General features: G+C 66.4%; 15 protein-coding genes and 1 tRNA gene. 5 read left to right on the top strand and 11 right to left on the bottom strand.

What is annotated here, in order from left to right:
* Positions 1–128: 128 nt before the first annotated feature.
* From PV781_RS11490 to PV781_RS11475, 4 genes are all read right to left on the bottom strand, one after another.
* Positions 129–914, bottom strand: a complete 786-nt coding sequence (locus PV781_RS11490) for a hypothetical protein (protein WP_274775769.1) — start codon at positions 912–914, stop codon at positions 129–131.
* Positions 915–928: 14 nt separating this feature from the next.
* On the bottom strand, positions 929–1,114 hold the full coding sequence (locus PV781_RS11485) for a helix-turn-helix transcriptional regulator (protein ID WP_274775768.1): 186 nt from the start codon (positions 1,112–1,114) through the stop codon (positions 929–931).
* A gap of 323 nt (positions 1,115–1,437) precedes the next feature.
* A complete protein-coding gene (locus PV781_RS11480; protein WP_274775767.1) occupies positions 1,438–2,628 on the bottom strand; it encodes a tyrosine-type recombinase/integrase in 1,191 nt (396 codons plus the stop codon).
* Between the two features lie 165 nt (positions 2,629–2,793).
* Positions 2,794–2,868, bottom strand: a tRNA-Gly gene (locus PV781_RS11475).
* 253 nt (positions 2,869–3,121) lie between these two features.
* On the opposite strand from PV781_RS11475, the gene PV781_RS11470 reads away from it, so the two are divergent.
* Together PV781_RS11470 and PV781_RS11465 are read left to right on the top strand one after the other, a co-directional pair.
* Positions 3,122–4,987: an aminopeptidase P family protein gene (locus PV781_RS11470; RefSeq protein ID WP_274775766.1), complete on the top strand. Its 1,866-nt coding sequence runs from the start codon at positions 3,122–3,124 to the stop codon at positions 4,985–4,987.
* A 66-nt stretch (positions 4,988–5,053) separates the two neighbouring features.
* Entirely contained in the window at positions 5,054–5,206 is a 153-nt protein-coding gene (locus tag PV781_RS11465) for a DUF3309 family protein (protein WP_274775765.1), read from the top strand.
* 237 nt (positions 5,207–5,443) lie between these two features.
* On the opposite strand, the gene PV781_RS11460 is transcribed toward PV781_RS11465, so the two are convergent.
* From PV781_RS11460 to PV781_RS11435, 6 genes are all read right to left on the bottom strand, one after another.
* Positions 5,444–6,547: a DUF4167 domain-containing protein gene (locus tag PV781_RS11460; protein ID WP_274775764.1), complete on the bottom strand. Its 1,104-nt coding sequence runs from the start codon at positions 6,545–6,547 to the stop codon at positions 5,444–5,446.
* Between the two features lie 555 nt (positions 6,548–7,102).
* Positions 7,103–7,945: a peptide chain release factor N(5)-glutamine methyltransferase gene (prmC, locus tag PV781_RS11455; RefSeq protein WP_274776150.1), complete on the bottom strand. Its 843-nt coding sequence runs from the start codon at positions 7,943–7,945 to the stop codon at positions 7,103–7,105.
* Between the two features lie 40 nt (positions 7,946–7,985).
* On the bottom strand, positions 7,986–9,086 hold the full coding sequence (gene prfA, locus PV781_RS11450; protein WP_274775763.1) for a peptide chain release factor 1: 1,101 nt from the start codon (positions 9,084–9,086) through the stop codon (positions 7,986–7,988).
* A gap of 40 nt (positions 9,087–9,126) precedes the next feature.
* Entirely contained in the window at positions 9,127–11,394 is a 2,268-nt protein-coding gene (gene ptsP, locus PV781_RS11445; protein ID WP_274775762.1) for a phosphoenolpyruvate--protein phosphotransferase, read from the bottom strand.
* 91 nt (positions 11,395–11,485) lie between these two features.
* Entirely contained in the window at positions 11,486–12,745 is a 1,260-nt protein-coding gene (locus PV781_RS11440; RefSeq protein WP_274775761.1) for an aspartate kinase, read from the bottom strand.
* Positions 12,746–13,053: 308 nt separating this feature from the next.
* Entirely contained in the window at positions 13,054–14,055 is a 1,002-nt protein-coding gene (locus PV781_RS11435; RefSeq protein WP_274775760.1) for a 2-hydroxyacid dehydrogenase, read from the bottom strand.
* A gap of 225 nt (positions 14,056–14,280) precedes the next feature.
* Between PV781_RS11435 and PV781_RS11430 the strand changes: the two genes are divergently transcribed.
* On the top strand, positions 14,281–14,811 hold the full coding sequence (locus PV781_RS11430) for an SH3 domain-containing protein (RefSeq protein ID WP_425532392.1): 531 nt from the start codon (positions 14,281–14,283) through the stop codon (positions 14,809–14,811).
* A gap of 291 nt (positions 14,812–15,102) precedes the next feature.
* The gene (locus tag PV781_RS11425) at positions 15,103–15,885 is read left to right on the top strand and encodes a siderophore-interacting protein (RefSeq protein WP_274775759.1); all 783 of its coding nucleotides are present in this window, start codon (positions 15,103–15,105) and stop codon (positions 15,883–15,885) included.
* A gap of 149 nt (positions 15,886–16,034) precedes the next feature.
* On the opposite strand, the gene irrA is transcribed toward PV781_RS11425, so the two are convergent.
* Positions 16,035–16,571, bottom strand: coding sequence for an iron response transcriptional regulator IrrA (irrA, locus tag PV781_RS11420; RefSeq protein ID WP_274775758.1), 537 nt, complete (start codon positions 16,569–16,571; stop codon positions 16,035–16,037).
* A gap of 258 nt (positions 16,572–16,829) precedes the next feature.
* Between irrA and PV781_RS11415 the strand changes: the two genes are divergently transcribed.
* Positions 16,830–17,324: a disulfide bond formation protein B gene (locus tag PV781_RS11415; protein WP_274775757.1), complete on the top strand. Its 495-nt coding sequence runs from the start codon at positions 16,830–16,832 to the stop codon at positions 17,322–17,324.
* The last annotated feature ends 6 nt before the right edge of the window (positions 17,325–17,330 follow it).

Below are 17,330 nucleotides of genomic sequence, written 5' to 3'. Positions count from 1 at the left end.
GGCCAACATTATTCTTTACAGAATCGCAATTGAGACCTCTGCGGCCTCAAATTGGGGCGTCCACGAAAAAGGGCCCCTCTGATCTCTCAGGGGGCCCTTCGCGTTTTGGTGCCTTATTTGGCTCGAGGTCACTCCTTCAAGGGGCTGAGCTCGATGATTTCAATGGTCCGCGTAGTGGCATCCTGGAGCTTCATGATGACCTTTAGGCATTGCCCATCCTGATAGCGCCGGAGATTTTTCGCGGCCTTGCCAGTGAAGATGACCGGCTTGAGGGCGCCCTTATCCTTGGGTTTTGTGGCACTGCAATCCGCCACTGCGGAATTTACTGATCGCCCCCGTTCTCGTCCGTTTTTCGTGGAAGTATGCTGCTTCGGACCACTCTTGCGAGGACCTTTCCCAGAACGCGCGCAGATTTTGTTGATGCCTTCCTCCAGGCCGCGCTCCAGATCTTGAAGCTCCCAACCTTGGTTGATCAGAAACTCGACAGCCTGAGCACGTTTCAGGGCCTGTCGAAATCCTTTGTCTGACTCTGAACCGGCAACAAAGGCCATAGCCGCGTGCATAAAATTGACCGGCACTGTGGCCCCCTGCCAGAACGGGTGTCGCATAAGCTTCCGCACAGCGACCTTGTTCGATTCGACCTTCTTTACTAAGCGCGCAGTCTTTGCAATCAAGCTGCGATTGTGCTTTCTCGGCCCGCGTCCATTGGGTAGGTACTTTTTTTGGATCTCCTGGAGGGCCAGGATGAATTCTTTGGCTTGATGTTCATTTTCTTTCATTTTGCTGTCCTGCGTATTTTTCGCCTCATAATCATTAAATTGAGTCACTGGATACGTAATTAGTACTGATTTACGGTCTGAATTCAGAATATTTCTCCGTATGTTGCGAAATAAAAAATTTTCACGATTCAGCATTTTTAACTCCTGTTTCAGTTGATGAGGGCGTCAATGTCACTCTGACGCCATGCGCGAATGCGTGCTCCAATGCGCACTGGTTGGGGATAGCGGCCGTCTTTTACTCCCCGCCACCAAGTGGCTCGCGATACCGGGATAGGTCCTTCAGGCGCGAGCACTTGATTCAGACGCAGGAGAGTGTCGGGAGGTGACGTTTTCATCTTTCAACTTTCGAATTTTGGACAAGCGCCCTCGTTCGCGCACCGCCTGGTGCTCGGGCCCTTTCCGCTGAAGTTTAAGGTGGGTTTGTCGGCCCATTTGGGCCGGATGCGGGGTGACTTGCGCTGCCCTCAAGAGGCAAGGTGCTTGGCACCCTGGTGCGCGGTCGTCCCGCTTTGACGCGTCGGGGTTATATGCTATTCGTCGTCACTGTTAGGTCTCCCTTGATCATTCGGCTCATTCGAATGAGCCGATAAGGGACTTTATGATTTTAGATTCCGGATGGCAATCTAAAACGACCTAAGGCGCTATATTTTTTTACGCCTCACCGCAGCCGACGAAATTCATCCAGCATGTCTGCCCATGCCTGCATGAGCGAAACCCGCTCCGGCCAATAGGTGGCGCGGTTGTAGGCGCGCCGTACGGCATTGGGCTCCACATGCGCCAAGGCCGCTTCGATCACATCGGGAGAAAAGCCGCGCTCGTTGAGGATTGAGCTTGCAGTGGCCCGAAAGCCGTGGGCGGTCATTTCGTCTTGCGTGAAGCCCATGCGGCGCAAGGCGCTGTTGAAGGCATTATTGCTCAGTGGCTTCTTATGTGAGCGGACCGAGGGAAACACGAGTTCACTTGCCCCGGTGATGGGGTAGATGTCTCTCAGCACATGCACCGCTTGACGCGACAGCGGCACCAGATGGGCACGGCGCATCTTCATCCGGTGCTCGGGTATCGTCCAAACCGCTTTATCGAGGTCGATTTCGACCCATCGCGCGCCACGCACTTCCCCGGGGCGGCAGAATGTCAGGGCGTTGAAGAGCAGCGCAGCGCGAAGGGATGGCCAGCCGGTATATTCATCGATGGAGCAAAGGAGCGCGCCCACCTCCTTCGGATCGATAAGCGCCGCCCGATGGACGACCTGAGGTGGACGCAAAGCGCCACGCAGTGATGCCGTGGGGTCCGTTTCCGCGCGCAATGTCGAGATGGCAAGGCGAAAGACGCTGCCGATGGTCGAGCGGAGGCTTCGGGCTGTTTCGAGACGGCCGCTGCGCTCGACGCTTTGCAGCACGCTCAGCACTTCCACCGGGGTGATGTGAGAAATCGGCCGATGGCCCAAGGCAGGGCCGGCCAGCTTTTCGAGAAACCACCTGTTTTTCGCCAGCGTCGCGGGTGCGCAGCCTTTGGCTTGAAGTCGGTCCAGATATTCCCCAGCGACAAGGCCGAACGTGTTTTCGGCGGTGGCAGCCGCTTCAATCTTGGCCCTCTGTCGAATCACCGACGGATCTTCGCCGTCCGCAAGCGCGCGCTTGGCCTCATCGCGCTTTTGTCGTGCATCGGCAAGCGAGATGGTGGGGTAAGGACCGAAGGAGAGCTGCTTTGTCTTCCCCGCGAAGCGATAGGCAAGGCGCCAGAGACGGCTGCCTGAGGGGGTGACGTATAGGAAAAGCCCCCCGCCATCGAAGAGCTTGTAGGCCTGCTCCTTCGGCTTAGCGTTTCGAAGGGCAATGTCGGTGAGGGGCATGTGTAGGCATCTCAAATCGGCCTTTGGCCGCAATGCCTACAAAAATGCCTACATTTTTCTGAGATGCAACGGAGCGCCACGCGCGCGCATGACATGCCGTGAGACGCTCAACCCATTGAAATTGCTTAGAAGTGATAGTCTCTGAGACGCTCTGAGGCAGGAAATTGGAGCGGGCGATGGGAATCGAACCCACGACATACAGCTTGGGAAGCTGTCGTTCTACCACTGAACTACGCCCGCGACGGCTGCACCATAGACGGGGGCGGGGCCAGCCAGCAAGGGGGGATGCGCGGCAATCCCCATGACCCCGTGGCAGGGTGAGGCCCGGACGGCACCCGCTGCCCGGCGCCAGATGCGGGAGGCGGGCGCTTTCCCCCGGCGCGTTCGCGCTTTATGCATGAAGGCTCGGCGTTGGCCTGGGTGCATCGCGGTTGATGGCGCGCCGCGGCCAGGCCCCCCGTCCCGTCCGTTTCGACCAGATCAGGCCTGCTTCATGTCCTCTCCCGTGGCCGCGCATCCCTCCCCTGCCCCTGCCTTCAAGGCGATCTTCCAGTCCTTCGTGTCGGCGGCCGATGGCCGGGCCGGGGCGGCCCGGCTGGCCGCCCTGCGCGCGGTCCTGGCCGAGCGGGGGCTTGGCGGCTATGTGATTCCCCGGGCGGATGCCCACCAGAACGAATATGTGCCGCCGCGCGAGGAGCGGCTCGCCTGGCTGACCGGCTTCACCGGCTCCGCCGGCACCTGCGTGGTGCTGGAGGAGAAGGCCGCCTTGTTCGTGGACGGGCGTTATGTGCTCCAGGCCCCGGCCCAGGTGGACACCTCCGCCTTCACCGTGGTGCCGCTGGCACAGATGACGCCGGAGGCCTGGATCGAGGAGAACCTGCCCCGCGGCGCCTCGCTCGGCTTCGATTCCTGGCGCACCACGCTCGACGGACGCGAGCGGCTCGCCCAGGCCGTGGCGGCGATCGGCGGCATCCTGGCGGCGGTGGAGCAGGACCTGCTCGACCCCATCTGGACCGACCGGCCGGCCGCGCCCGCAGCGCCCGTGCGCCATCTGGACATGGCCTATGCGGGCGTGCTCCCCGCGTCAAAGCTCGCCGAGGCGCAGGCCGCGCTCGCCAAGGACCGAGACGGCCTGGATGGCCTGCTCATTTCCGATCCGCACAACACCGCATGGCTGTTCAACATCCGGGGTGCGGACGTGGGCCATACGCCCCTTCCGCTGGCCTGGTGCCTCGTCCCCACCGCGGGCCGTCCCAGCCTCTTCATCGACCATGGCAAGCTTTCCGCCCCCGTGCGCGCCGCCTTGGCGGACGTGGCGGACCTTGCCCCCGTCGAGGCGCTGGAAACGACGCTGGCCGCCTTCGCCGAGGGCCGGACTGTGCGCCTCGACCAGGCGACGGCGCCGGTTCATCTGGCGAACATTGTGGAACGGGGCGGGGGGCGCGTGTCCAAGGGGGCCGATCCCGTCACCCTCCTGAAGGCGTGCAAGAATGCGGCGGAGATCGCCGGCATGCGCAGCGCGCATGTGCGCGATGGCGTGGCGCTCGCGCGCTTCCTGCACTGGTTCGCCGAGACCGCGCCGAAGGGTGGCCTCACCGAGATCGATGCGGTGGAGGCCCTCGAAACCTTCCGCCGGGAGACCGGCGAGTTGAAGGATGTATCCTTCCCCACCATTTCCGGCGCGGGGCCGAACGGCGCCATCGTGCACTACCGGGTGACGGAGGAGACCAACCGGGCCATCGGGACGGGCGAACTCTTCCTCATCGATTCGGGCGCGCAATATCCCGACGGCACCACTGACGTGACGCGCACCCTGGCTGTGGGCACGCCCACGGCGGAGATGAAGACCCGCTACACGCAGGTGCTGAAGGGGCACCTTGCGATCTCCCGCGCGGTCTTTCCCGAGGGGACGAGCGGGTCCCAACTCGATCCGCTTGCGCGCCAGTTCCTGTGGGCATGCGGGCTCGACTTCGAGCACGGCACCGGCCATGGCGTCGGCGCCGGACTGTCGGTGCATGAAGGGCCGGCGCGCATTTCCAAGCTCGGCTACGTGCCGCTTAAGGCGGGCATGATCCTGTCCAACGAGCCCGGCTATTACAAAGCCGGGGCCTTCGGCATCCGGATCGAAAATCTGGTTCTGGTGGAGCCGCGCCATCCCGACGGCGCAGAGCGACCGTCCCTCGGCTTCGAGGTGCTGACGCTGGCCCCCTATGATCGCGCGCTGATCGACACCGCCCTGCTCTCGCCCGAGGAGCGGGCCTTTGTGGATGCCTATCACCGCCGCGTGCTTGAGGAAATCGGCCCGCTTGTGCCGGCCGCCGTCCGCGCCTTCCTGGAGCAAGCAACCGCGCCGATTTGAGGGCGGAACCTTCACGGCACGCGAACCGTTATCCCGGCAGACTTTATTCGTCGGGAGGACGCTTAGATGTACACAATTTTGATCGTGATCCTGGTGCTGCTGCTGATCGGGGCGCTGCCCACCTGGGGCTATAGCCGCGGCTGGGGTTATGGCCCCGGCGGTCTGGTCGGCGTGCTCCTCATCGTCGTGATCGTGCTCGCCTTGACCGGCCGGGTCTAACGCTTTTCCGAGCGAATTGCGGACCGGATTGCGTGAAGGAAATGCGTGAAAACGAAGAGATAGAGCCCTTCAGGGGTGCCATGAAAAGCTGAAGGGCTCTCACCGGCCGCCTCTCAAGGGTCGGGAGGCCAGGAACGGCCTCGCGCACAGGCAAACAGTCTCGCCCCCCAGGCAACAAAAAGGCCGCGCCCACCGACCCGCAAGCAGGGTCGAGGGGCGCGGCCTGTTGTTTGAGCCTCAGGACTCGGCGCTGCTTGTCTCGGCGGACGCGCCAGCCTCGTCCGTGCGCTCCGCACGCGAGCGGTAGCGGCGCCGGCGGCGGCCATTGGGATAGCGATCGGGATCCTCGGCGCCCTCTGCGGCAGGCGCATCGGCGGGCGCCGGCGCAGCGGTGTCCAGCGGCAGAACCGGCTCCGCCTCGGGAGCGGCGGCGGCTGGGGCAGCGGCCGGCTCCTCCTCCCGCGCGGCCTTGGCGCGGGATTCGCTCGACCGCGACCGGGTCGGCTTCTCCTTCACTTCCGCCTTCACCGGCACCGGAACCGGCGCGGTGATGAAGGAGGGCAAGCCCAGGCTGGGCTGCTCGTCGTCCTGCGGCGCGGGGCGCTCCTCGCGCGGGGCACGGGCGGGGCGGGGCGCATATCCACCGGCCTCCTCCTCGCGATTGCGTCCGCGATACTCCCGCGGCGCATAGCCTTCCCCGGCCTCCTCGTCGCGATTGCGACGCTGATAATTGCCCTGGCGATTGTCGCGCGGCTGGCGGTCATCGCGGGGCTGGCGATCCTCACGGGGACCACGATCCTCGCGGGGGCCACGGTCATCCCGGAACTGGCGGTCATCGCGGGGCTGACGGTCCTCACGGGGCTGCCGATCGTCGCGGAACTGGCGCTCTTCCCGATAGGGACGCTCCTCGCGCGGCTGGCGGTCGTCGCGAGACGAGCGGTCGTCACGGGGCTGCCGGTCGTCACGGCCCTGGCGCGGCTCACGCTGGGGATAGGGCTCACGCACGAACGGCTGGGGCGCGTCGAGGCCGCCCACATCGTCCATCTCGTCGTCGTCCATCTCGTCGTCGGCCCGGCCGAAGCCAGCCTGGGGCGCATACTGGCCCTGGAGAGAGGCGATCAGGCGCAGATAATGCTCGGCGTGCTGGAAGAAATTCTCCGCCGCCACATGGTCGCCGGACGCCTGGGCATCCCGCGCCAGCTGCTGGTACTTTTCCGTGATGTGGTGGGCGGTGCCGCGGACCTTTCCGTCAGGTCCGTTCGACTCATAGACCCGAGTCGCCGGGTTGGAGCTGCGGCGATTGTTCCGGCCGCGCATGCGCTTCTGCTGACCATTTCTCATCTGGATCGTTCTCTACTCGCTCGGCGAACCGCCGTTCTTCATTCCATCCGCCTCGCGGCGCACGGAACCGCACCCTTTTCCCGCCTGCGGGCCGCCAAGGACGGACCGCGCCGACAGGACCCCTCGTCGCGGCTGCGCAGCGCCGCAACGACATTCCTAAGGCTCGATCAAGCGATCCCCAGCTAGCGGCTTCCAGGCGGTCCGTCCGGCTGCGCGCACATGCACGCTGCGGGTTCGCACTGCCGAGCACAAAGCTTGATCTGGATCAATTCGACCATGAGCCCCGCTCCGCGCTCGCGCGCGGTCAGCACGCCCGATCATCACGCACCGTGTCCGAGCCGGTGGCGTGAGAAAGTGGCAAATGAACGAACCGTGGAGACCCGCAATGGCGCTTCGCCCGTGCGCCTTCGCGACACCGTCTCCGACCACACCCGAACCCATATGGATTAATCGGGAGCGCGCTTCGGCCTTCCCGGCCAACGCTTCGGTTCGACTCCTGTACCCGACACTAGCCAGTTCACCGCCCGTGTCCAAGGACTTTTTGCGCGCCGCGCCTCACATTTGCGCTGCCGTACCGCCAGCAGGCGGGCGCACCACAAGGGCACGGGCCACACCCCCGAGGTCCCGCCGGGCGGGACCGCAGACGTCCAGGCCATACCCTTGCGCCAGTGCCGCCACATCGCCTTCCTGGCCGATCCCCAATTCCAGCACCGCGCGGCCCGAGGGCTTCAGCAGTCCCGGCAGGGCCGCCAGGATCGCGCGATAGGCGTCCAACCCGTCCGCCCCGCCATCCAGCGCGCCGTGCGGATCGTGGGCCCGCACTTCCACGGCAAGGGCCGCAATGTCGCGGCTGGGAATGTAAGGGGGGTTGGAGACCACCAGGTCGAAGCGGTCGGCAAGCGCGCTCGCCCAATTCCCCACCAGCACGGCAGAGCGGTCGGAAAGGCCCAGTCGCGCCAGATTGTCGCGGGCGGTGCGCGCCGCCTGCGGGCTCAGGTCCACGGCCACGCCAAAAGCGTCCGGCCGCTCGCAGAGCAGCGCGGCGAGGATGGCGCCGCTGCCGGTGCCAAGGTCGAGAATGCGAGGCGCGGGTGTGGCGCCCAGCACGTCCAGCGCCGCCTCCACCAAGGTTTCCGTATCCGGGCGGGGGACGAGGGTTTCGGAGGACAGCTGGAAGGACAGGCTCCAGAATTCCCGATGGCCCAGAATCCGGGCCACGGGTTCTCCGGCCAGACGCCGGTCCATCAGCGCCGCGATGCGGGCTGCGTCGGCCGCCCCCACCAGTGCCCGACCATCCGTGACGATCTCGGTCGGATCAAGCCCGAGCGCCTCGGCCATCAGGATCCGTGCATCGAGATCCGGCGTTTCCACGCCCGCTTGCGCAAGGCGCTCGGCCATCTGCCGGCGCAAGCCGCTGCGGGTCGAAGCGGGCACGGGGTCAGGCCCCGTCCGCGGAAGCCATCAGCGCCGCCTGGTGCTCGGTGATGAGCGGGTCGATGATCTCGTCCAGCGCGGTTCCCGCCACCACCTCCTCCAGCTTGTAGAGCGTCAGGTTGATGCGGTGGTCGGTGACCCGACCTTGGGGAAAATTATAGGTGCGGATGCGTTCGGAGCGGTCCCCCGAGCCCACTTGGCCGCGCCGGTCGGCAGCCCGGCTCGCCTCGCTGCGCTGGCGCTCCTCATCCAGCATGCGGGCGCGCAGCAGGGCCATGGCGCGGGCCTTGTTGCGGTGCTGGGAGCGCTCGTCCTGCACCGCCACCACGATGCCCGTGGGCAAATGGGTGATGCGCACCGCGCTCTCGGTCTTGTTCACGTGCTGGCCGCCCGCGCCCTGGGCGCGGAACACGTCGATTCGCAGGTCCGCATCATTGATGGCCACGTCCACCTCTTCCGCCTCGGGCAGGACGGCAACGGTGGCAGCCGAGGTATGGATGCGGCCGGACGCCTCGGTCTGGGGCACGCGCTGGACCCGGTGGACGCCCGATTCGAACTTCAGCCGCGCGAATGCGCCCTTCCCATGCAGGGCCGCGACCACTTCCTTAAAGCCGCCCATGGTGCCTTCGCTTTCGGAGAGCACCTCCACGGTCCAGCCCTTTTCGGCCGCATAGCGGGAATACATGCGGAAGAGATCGCCGGCGAACAAAGCCGCCTCGTCCCCCCCCGTGCCGGCGCGCACTTCCAGGATGACGCCGCGCTCGTCCATGGCGTCCTTGGGCAGGAGCGCGATGCGCACCGCCTGGGTCAGGCGCTCCACTTCGCCCAGGAGGCGCTGTTCCTCGGCCTCGGCCAGCGCCTTCATCTCCGCGTCCGAGGTGGCATCGGCCATCAGCTCGCGTGTGTCGGAAAGGTCCCGCACGGCGGCCCGCAGGGCGCGGACCTCGTCCACCACGGGCGTCAGGTCGGAGAATTCGCGTCCGAGCCGCACATATTCCTCGCCCTCCGCGCCGGCGGCGAGCAGGGCTTCCACCTCCGCATGGCGGGCGACGAGCGCGTCGAGCTTAGCCACGGGAAGGCCGGTCTGCTGGAGGTCCGGGCTCATGGGCGCGCCCTGCGGATGGCGGGCACCGGGAAAGACAGCGTCAAAGGGACATCCCGCTCAGTTCGGCAAAGGCCCGCAAGGTGGAGCGCACGTCCACCAGGCCGGACGTATCTTCCAGCAGCGGCATCAGGACGGAGCGCGCCGCGGCCACATCCAGTTGCAGCAAGGTCGCCTTCACCGGTCCGATGGCCGCCGGCGACAGGGACAGCGAGCGATAGCCCACCGCCGCCAGCGCAATGGCCTCCAGCGGACGGGACGCCAGCTCGCCGCACAAGGTGACCGGCTTGCCGTGGCGCGCCCCGGCCTCCGCCACCATGCGGAACGCGCGCAGAGCCGGCGGCGAGAGCGGATCGAAGCGATCGGCCACCCGCATGTTGGCGCGATCCACCGCGAACAGGAACTGCACCAGGTCGTTGGACCCGACGGAAAGGAAATCCACCCGCGAGAGCACTTCATCGAGCTGGAACAGGAGGGATGGCACCTCCACCATGGCGCCCACGAACACCCGTTCCGGCAGGCCGTGGCCGTGCCGGCGCAGATGGGTCATCTCGCGCTCCAGGATGGCCTTGGCCTGATCGAACTCGGAGGCGGCGGCCACCATGGGGAACATGATGCGCACCTCACGCCCCGCCCCTGCCCTCAGCAGCGCGCGCAGCTGGCTGCGCAGCAGGCCCGGGCGGTCGAGGCCGAGGCGAATGGCGCGCCAGCCAAGTGCCGGATTTTCCTCCTCCACCATGCGCATGTAAGGCAGCACCTTGTCGCCGCCAATATCGAGCGTGCGGAAGGTGACAGGCCGGCTTTCCGCCGCGTCCAGCACCGCGCGATAGAGCTTCAGCTGCTCTGAAATGCGCGGGAAGGTGGACGCGATCATGAACTGGAGTTCGGTGCGGAAAAGTCCGATGCCGGAGGCGCCAGTCTCGGCGATGTGCGGCAGGTCCACCAGCAGGCCGGCATTCAGGTTCAGGTCGACCTTCACGCCATCCTTGGTGATGGTGGGCTTGTCACGCAGGGCCGCATATTGCGCCTGGCGGCGGGCACGGAAGCGGGCCTTTTCCGCATAGGCGGCTTCCACGTCGCCGGGTGGGCGCAGATGCACCTCGCCGGCCTGGCCGTCGACGATCACCGGGTCGCCGGGATCGGCAAGGCCGGCCGCATTCTCCACCTGCCCCACGGCGGCAATGCCGAGCGCGCGGGCGACGATGGTTACATGGCTGGTGGTGCCGCCCTCCTCCAGGACGAGGCCCCGGATGCGGGTGCGGTCATAGTCCAGAAGCGCCGCCGGGCTCATGTTGCGGGCGACGAGGATGGCGTTTTCCGGCAGGTCCGTGCGGTCCGAGGCGCGCCCGCGACCGGTCAGTTCCCGCAGCAGCCGGTTGGCCAGGTCGTCCAGATCGTGCAGGCGCTCACGCAGATAGGGGTCGGAGGCGCGCATGATGCGGGCGCGGGTGTCGGACTGCACGCGCTCCACGGCGCCCTCCGCCGTCAAGCCGGAGAGCACGGCCTCGCGCATCTTGTGCATCCAGCCCCGGTCATGGGCGAACATGCGGTAGGCTTCCAGGATCTCGCGGTGCTCGCCGGCCTTGGACAGGCCGTCATCCTCCAGCAGCAGGTCGATGGAGGCACGCAGCTTGCCGATGGCCGCATCGAGCCGGGCGGCCTCCCGCTGCACGTCATCGGCGATGACATTGGTCACCACCACGCGCGGCTCGTGCAGCACCACATGGCCAAGGCCCAGCCCGTCGGCCAGGGGCGTGCCCTTCAGATGGAGCGAGCGGCGCACCGCCGGTTCGGCGCCGGGCTTGGCGAGCGAGGTCAGTTCGCCCGAGGCGATCATCTCCGCCAGCACCATGGCCGTGGTCTGGAGCGCCTCGATCTCCTCCTCCGCATAGGTGCGCCGGGCGCGGTTCTGCACCACCAGCACGCCCAGCGTGTTGCCGCCCCGCAGGATCGGCACGCCGAGGAAGGAATTGTAGATCTCTTCGCCCGTTTCCGGGCGGTAGGAATATTCGGGATGGTTCTGGGCGTCGGAAATGGCCAGCGACTCGGCCTCGCGGGCCACATGGCCCACCAGGCCCTCGCGCACATCCATGACCGTCTGGTGGACGGCGTCCCGGTTCAGGCCCTCGGTGGCATAGAGCTCAAGGGTCTGGTCGACGCGCAGCACATAGACCGAGCAGACTTCCGCCACCATGTTGGCAGCGATCAGAACCACGATCTTGTCCAGGCGGTCCTGCGCACTGACCGGCTCCGCCATCACCTCGCGGAGCCGTCTCAAGAGCACGCGGGGCCCGCCGAGCGCGCCACGCATCGGCCGTTCCTCAAAAAATAAACCGGGGACCGCGTACCCGGAAGGGTTGCAGGTGGCGCCCCCCGCGCCAGGTCATGCGCCCAGTCAGACGTCAGCTATCGAGTCCGTATAGCGAATGCAGAGTCCGTACCGCAAGCTCGGTATATGCCGCATCGATCAGGATGGAGATCTTGATCTCCGAGGTGGTGATGGCGCGGATGTTGATGCCCTTGGCGGCGAGCGCCTGGAAGGCGTCGGCTGCAACGCCCGCGTGCGAGCGCATGCCGATGCCGATCACCGACACCTTCACCACATCCGTCTCGCCTTCCAGCGTCTGGTAGCCGATGGCGTCGCGCGCCGCGCCGAGCGCCGCCTTGGCCCGCTCGAAATCGGCGGTGGGCACGGTGAAGGTGATGTCGGTGAAGCCGTCCGCCGACACGTTCTGGACGATCATGTCCACATTGATGTGCGCCTCGGCCAGCGGGCCGAACACCGCCGCGGCAATGCCCGGCTTGTCGGCGACGCGGCGGATCGAGACCTGGGCCTCGTCCCGGGCGAAGGCGATGCCGGTGACGACCTGGGATTCCATCTGCTTGGCCACGATTTCCTCCTCGTCGCAGATCAGCGTGCCGGCCGCTTCCACCGTCTTCATGTGGGGGGCGTCAGGGTCCTCGAAGCTGGAGCGCACGAAGGTGCGCACCTTGTGCACCATGGCGAGCTCCACCGAGCGCACCTGGAGCACCTTGGCGCCCAGCGACGCCATTTCCAGCATTTCCTCGAAGGCGATGGAGCCGAGCCGGCGGGCCTTCGGCACCACCCGCGGATCGGTGGTGTAGACGCCGTCCACGTCCGTATAGATGTCGCACCGCTCGGCGCCCAGCGCCGCTGCCACCGCCACCGCGCTGGTGTCGGAACCGCCGCGCCCCAGCGTGGTGATGCGCCCCGACGGCAGGTGGATGCCCTGGAAGCCGGCGATCACCGCCACCTCGCCGCCGTCGATCTGCTCGCCGAGCACCCGCCCGTCGATTTCCATGATCCGCGCCGAGCCGTGGGCATCGTCGGTGGAGATGGGAATCTGCCAGCCCTGCCAGGAGCGGGCGTTCAGGCCCATATTCTGGAGCGTGATGGCCAGGAGGCCCGACGTCACCTGCTCGCCAGAGGCGACCACGGCGTCATACTCGCGGGCATCATGCAGGGGCGCCGCCTCGCGGCACCAGCCCACCAGCTCGTTGGTCTTGCCGGACATGGCGGAGACCACCACGGCGACGGAATAGCCCGCCTCCACTTCGCGCTTCACATGGCGCGCCACATTGCGGATGCGATCGATTGTGGCGACCGAGGTGCCGCCGAACTTCATCACCAGCCGAGCCATGGCTCGTGTCTTTCTATTTGTGATCTGGGAAAGGAGTGGAACGGGCGCGATTTCGCGGCGCGCCGGGCCGCCGTCATTTTCGGGCGGTGCGCCCGATTCGACGGCCTACGGTGCGGGAGACGGCTCCTGCGATCTCCAACCGGTCCAACATGACCCTCTTCCTCCCGGTGCCGGCTTCAACCGGACCGACGGCACGGCGTCCACCCACCGGCCTTGATGGCTGGCGGATCGCCTTGATGCGAATTGGCCGCCTAAATAACGGCCCCGGCGGCGGTCGGCAACCGGGGGAATCGCGCAGGCGCCCGCCCTCACAACATGGAGGGCAGCACGCGGTCCGGCGGTCGGTGGCCGTCCATGAAGGTCTTGATGTTCACGATGACCTTCTCGCCCATGTCCACGCGCCCTTCCAGGGTCGCCGAACCCATGTGCGGCAGCAGCACCACCTTGCCCTGCTTGGCAAGGCGCACCAGCTTGGGATTGACCGCCGGCTCGTGCTCGAACACGTCGAGGCCGGCCCCGGCGATCTCGCCGGCTTCCAGCATGCGGGTCAGCGCATTCTCGTCGATCACCTCGCCGCGCGCCGTGTTCACCACATAGGCGTCCGGCTTCAAGAGCTTGAGGCGGCGGGCGGACAGGAGGTGATAGGTGGCCGGCGTGTGCGGGCAGTTCACCGACACGATGTCCATGCGGGCCAGCATCTGGTCGAGGCTGTCCCAATAGGTGGCTTCCAGCGATTCCTCGATGGCGGCCGGCAGATGGCGACGGTTGTGATAGTGGATCTGCAGGCCAAACGCCTTGGCGCGGCGCGCCACCGCCTGGCCGATGCGGCCCATGCCGATGATGCCGAGGCGCTTGCCCCAGATCCGCCGGCCGAGCATCCAGGTGGGCGACCAGCCGGACCACTCGTCGAGATCGGAGGTCATCAGCTGCGCGCCCTCCGCGAGGCGGCGCGGCACGGAGAGGATGAGCGCCATGGTCATGTCGGCCGTGTCCTCGGTGAGGACGCCGGGGGTGTTGGTGACCGTGATGCCGCGATTGAGCGCGCTCGCCACGTCGATATGGTCGACGCCGTTCGAGAAGGACGCAATCAGGCGCAGATTGTCGCCCGCGTGGGACAGCACCGCCGAATCGATGCGATCGGTGACGGTGGGCACCAGCACGTCGGCGGTCTTCACCGCCTCGATCAGTGCCGCCTGATCCATCGGCGTATCGTCGATGTTGAGGCGAGCGTCGAACAATTCACGCATGCGCGTCTCGACCGTGTCAGGCAACTTGCGCGTGACGACGACGAGCGGTTTGCGGCGCCCCATGTGCTTCCCCGTCCCGAGATTTCAACACTTCTCACCCCCTCTAGCAGACCATCGGGGAAAGACAAAGGGTGTGAAGGGCCGGTGCCTTGACGCAGCCCCCCGAGAGGCGCACCTCAAGGGCACCGCTTGGCGCCGTCCGCCGGCGTGAAGACAAGATTCATGTTTCTGTAAGACACATGCAGGGACGACCTGGACACCATTGAAAGGGATCCTCGGACCATGCCGATGTCGGGAAAAGCCTCCTTCCTGCCGAACACAGCCGCCGCTCTTCTGGCGACGGCGATGCTGGTCGCAGCGGGCGGACTGGCACATGGCGCCGACGAGACCGGCACGGGACTGCCCGTTCCCCGCTTCGTCTCGCTCAAGGCCGACAAGGTGAATGTGCGCAACGGCCCCAACAAGAACCAGGACGTGGCCTGGGTGTTCTCCCGCGCCGGCCTGCCGGTGGAAATCACCGCCGAGTTCGAGACCTGGCGGCGCATCCGCGACGCGGAAGGCTCGGAAGGCTGGGTCTATCATTCCATGCTGTCGGGGCGCCGCACCGCTTTGGTGGCGCCGTGGAACAAGACCGGCACAGTGGCGCTGCGGGCGGAGCCCAAGGCCGATGCGAAGGTGGAAGCCCAGCTGGAGCACGGCGTATTGGGCACCCTGAAGAGCTGCGACGGCAAATGGTGCCGCTTCATCGGCCAGGGGTTCGACGGCTATATGGAGCAAAGCCAGCTCTGGGGCGTCTATCCCAACGAAAAGGTGGACTGAGCGCCTGTCGCGGGCCGAAGCGTCCCGGCGCGGCTCCATCTTGCGGAGCGCGCCGGCGCGATCTAGTCTTACCCCATTGCGGCGTCTTGACCGCCGCACGTAGGCGTTAACGTGAGCCAACGCGCTGAACGATCCTGGAAGCCCAGGCGCGTCGCGCGAAAAGTGTAGTTCTCACGTGACTCGCCTGGGCCTTCGAAAGGAAGGCCCATGTCTCATCTCTTACCTATGTCTGAGCCCGCAAGCGCTCCCTTGGTCCCGCCGCAGGGCGAGCCGCGTCATACGGTGCGCCGCGTGCGCCATGAGCTCAAGCGGCGCCGCGTCCGTGTCCAGGCTGTGACGCGCCTGACGCCTCAGATGGTGCGCGTCACCTTCCATGGCCCGGACCTGGCGGATTTTCCGAGCCTTGGTTTCGACGACCACATCAAGCTGATCCTGCCACACATGGAGAACGGGACCGCCCGGTTCCCGGATTTTGCCCCCGATGGCCGCACCGCCGTGCCGGGCAGCGCGCCTGCCCTCATGCGCGACTACACCCCCCGGGCCTTCGACCCATCGGCCCTGACTTTGGACGTGGACTTCGCCCTCCACGAGGCCGGCCCCGCCACCGCATGGGCGCTCCAGGCGCAACCGGGTCAGGAGATGATGATTGGCGGACCGAAGGGCTCCTTCCTCGTGCCCGACGACTTTGACTGGTACCTGCTGATGGGCGACGAAACCGCCTTGCCCGCCATCGGCCGGCGCCTCGGCTCCCTTCCGCCCCATGCCACCAGCCTCGTCTTCGTGGAGGTGGCATCGCGCGCGGACGAGCAGCCTTTCGCGCTGCACCGGCGCACCCAGCTCACCTGGCTGCACCGGGACGGCCGGGAGGCCGGCACCACCGATCTGCTGGAACAGGCCCTCGCGCGCACGGCCCTGCCCGCAGGCGACGGCCATTGCTGGATCGCCTGCGAGACGCAGGCCGCCAAGCGCCTGCGCCAGATGCTGGTGGACCGGGGACAGCCGGGCGCGTGGATTCGCGCGTCGGGCTATTGGAAGCGCGGCACGGCCAGCTTCCATGACGAGCACCAGGCGTGAACGCGCGCCAAAACGAAAACGGGCCCGCATCCATCGATGCAGGCCCGGTCCATCAACTCTGGCAATCCGCTCTTGCAAGCGCGGGCAAACGCCATGCCTGCGTCTTGCCCCTTGGCGGGCAAGGAAACCGTTCAGGCCTGGCCGGACGTTCAGGCCTTGCCAGACTTGCGGCGCAGGCGCACCACCACGTCCACGCGCGCCACCTCAAAGCCTTCCGGCGGCTGGGGCAGGCGATCCACGGCGACCTCGGCGGAGGGGATGTCCACCAGCTCGTTATGGCCTTCCACATAGAAGTGGTAATGGTCCGAGGCGTTGGTGTCGAAATAGGTCTTGGACCCGTCCACCGCCACCTCGCGCAGCAGGCTCACTTCCGTGAACTGGTGCAAGGTGTTGTAGACCGTGGCCAGCGACACCGGGAAGCGGGCCCGAATGGCTTCCTCGTGCAGCATTTCCGCGGTCACGTGCCGGTCGCCCTTGGCGAACAGCAGCCAGCCCAGGGCCAGGCGCTGGCGGGTCGGGCGCAAGCCCACTTCGCGAAGCATTTCGCGCACGTCATGAAAAGGACAGCCGGTGCGCCGGGCGGAGGTCACGTCGCGCAGCTGCGCCACCGGGAGAACGGCGTCCCCGTCGACAGTCGAGCTGCGGAGCGTCACGCCGTCGCCGATGCTGGCTCTGATACGTGTCATCTCGGTCATCGTCGTGTCTACAATCTCGAATCTGGCAATCGACCTGCGGATCCCGGCACCCCGTGTCCGCGCTCATGAACATACGGATATAACGGATCGGGCCGCGATTTGCTACCGTTATAGATTGTAGTTGCACTAATGTAATTCAATGGCACCAATGCCTTGCTTGTGAATGTGGCGGTGGTGGACTTGGCGGGCGGCGTCCGCTACTCGACCCCCGCATCCTGCTGCGCCACCGCTCATTCGAGAAACGACCCCATGGACTTGCACGCCCCGAGGACCGCCTGCCTGCTGGTGACGCTGGGCGCCACCTTCGCGCTGGCGGCCGCCTGGTATTTCCAGCTGGTGGTGGGCCTTGCCCCGTGCCCCCTCTGCCTCACGCAGCGCATTCCCTATTACGTGGCCGTGCCGCTGTCCCTGGCGGTGGCGGTGCTCATCGCCCGCGGCTATGACCGCGCGCCCCGGCTGGGCCTGGGCCTGCTGGCGCTGCTCATGCTGGGCAATGCGGGGGTCGCCATCTATCACGCGGGCGTCGAGTGGCAGTTCTGGCAGGGCCCCACCACCTGCAGCGGCACCGCTCCCATGGCGGTGGGCGACATCATGTCGGCGCTGAAGACCGCCCATGTGCCGCGGTGCGACGAGGCGGCGTGGCGGCTGTTCGGCCTCTCCATGGCCGGCTGGAACGCTTTGATTGCGCTGTCTCTCGCGGCCATTGCCGCCCTCGGCGCCATACCGGCGCGCCGCGCGCGCTGAGGAACG

Origin of the sequence: Aquabacter sediminis (assembly GCF_028863665.1) — a bacterium.
Lineage (GTDB): Bacteria > Pseudomonadota > Alphaproteobacteria > Rhizobiales > Xanthobacteraceae > L1I39.
The sequence above is the reverse complement of the archived record's forward strand: the minus strand, read 5'-3'. Positions and strand labels throughout refer to the sequence as shown.

Coding starts and splice junctions, on each gene's coding strand:
- PV781_RS11480 (WP_274775767.1), bottom strand. CDS start 2,628: ATGCCCCTCACCGACATTGCCCTTCGAAACGCTAAGCCGAAGGAGCAG.
- ptsP (WP_274775762.1), bottom strand. CDS start 11,394: ATGCGTGGCGCGCTCGGCGGGCCCCGCGTGCTCTTGAGACGGCTCCGC.
- PV781_RS11415 (WP_274775757.1), top strand. CDS start 16,830: ATGGACTTGCACGCCCCGAGGACCGCCTGCCTGCTGGTGACGCTGGGC.
- PV781_RS11465 (WP_274775765.1), top strand. CDS start 5,054: ATGTACACAATTTTGATCGTGATCCTGGTGCTGCTGCTGATCGGGGCG.
- PV781_RS11430 (WP_425532392.1), top strand. CDS start 14,281: ATGTCGGGAAAAGCCTCCTTCCTGCCGAACACAGCCGCCGCTCTTCTG.
- PV781_RS11440 (WP_274775761.1), bottom strand. CDS start 12,745: ATGGCTCGGCTGGTGATGAAGTTCGGCGGCACCTCGGTCGCCACAATC.
- PV781_RS11435 (WP_274775760.1), bottom strand. CDS start 14,055: ATGGGGCGCCGCAAACCGCTCGTCGTCGTCACGCGCAAGTTGCCTGAC.
- prmC (WP_274776150.1), bottom strand. CDS start 7,945: ATGGCCGAGCGCCTTGCGCAAGCGGGCGTGGAAACGCCGGATCTCGAT.
- PV781_RS11470 (WP_274775766.1), top strand. CDS start 3,122: ATGTCCTCTCCCGTGGCCGCGCATCCCTCCCCTGCCCCTGCCTTCAAG.
- PV781_RS11490 (WP_274775769.1), bottom strand. CDS start 914: ATGCTGAATCGTGAAAATTTTTTATTTCGCAACATACGGAGAAATATT.
- prfA (WP_274775763.1), bottom strand. CDS start 9,086: ATGAGCCCGGACCTCCAGCAGACCGGCCTTCCCGTGGCTAAGCTCGAC.
- PV781_RS11460 (WP_274775764.1), bottom strand. CDS start 6,547: ATGAGAAATGGTCAGCAGAAGCGCATGCGCGGCCGGAACAATCGCCGC.
- PV781_RS11485 (WP_274775768.1), bottom strand. CDS start 1,114: ATGAAAACGTCACCTCCCGACACTCTCCTGCGTCTGAATCAAGTGCTC.
- irrA (WP_274775758.1), bottom strand. CDS start 16,571: ATGACACGTATCAGAGCCAGCATCGGCGACGGCGTGACGCTCCGCAGC.